Genomic DNA, 635 nt, shown 5'->3' with positions numbered 1-635 from the left:
GTTCCACAACATTGCTGTTATTGCCCTCTGTTGCTTGCTCTTCATACTTTCAATCTGCATTGTTCAGTTTTCAAGGTGCTGACTTCCAACCTCTTTCAAGGTCAGATCGAAACATCTGTCTCCAGGTGCTTCGATCCGGCTTCGAATCTCTATGGAAGTTCTTTTTGCTTACTTTTTCTTGCAAAAAAGTAAGTGGTGGGCCCAAGTGGACTCGAACCACCGACCTCACGATTATCAGTCGTGCGCTCTAGCCAGCTGAGCTATGGGCCCGTCTCGGTCCACTTCTTGGTGGAGATAATCGGGCTCGAACCGATGACCCCCTGCTTGCAAAGCAGGTGCTCTCCCAGCTGAGCTATACCCCCATCAACGCGTGTGCCCTCTAAATTAAACAACGTGAAAGCTCATTCGCTCCAGAAAGCTGACCGTAGGACGTTACGGCGCGCCGTTGGCTCAAAGAAGTGTTACCACTTCTTTGAGAATTATATGCCTCGCTACGCTCGGCATATAATTCGCGCCGAAGTCTCCTTAGAAAGGAGGTGATCCAGCCGCACCTTCCGATACGGCTACCTTGTTACGACTTCACCCCAATTATCGAACCCACCTTCGGCCGCGCCCCCCTTGCGGTTAGGCTACGG

2 tRNA genes and 1 rRNA gene are annotated in these 635 nt (G+C 51.3%); all 3 read right to left on the bottom strand.

From position 1 onward, the window contains the following. Positions 1 to 193: 193 nt before the first annotated feature. A tRNA-Ile gene (locus B5G42_RS17675) sits at positions 194 to 270 on the bottom strand. 16 nt (positions 271 to 286) lie between these two features. Continuing rightward, a tRNA-Ala gene (locus B5G42_RS17670) sits at positions 287 to 362 on the bottom strand. A 167-nt stretch (positions 363 to 529) separates the two neighbouring features. Next, positions 530 to 635 (bottom strand): 16S ribosomal RNA (locus B5G42_RS17665); the annotation flags it as partial.

This window comes from Flavonifractor sp. An91 (assembly GCF_002159225.1).
GTDB classification, from domain to species: Bacteria; Bacillota; Clostridia; order Oscillospirales; family Oscillospiraceae; genus Flavonifractor; species Flavonifractor avicola.
Note: the sequence above shows the minus strand (reverse complement) of the source record. Positions and strands in the feature narration are given on the sequence as shown.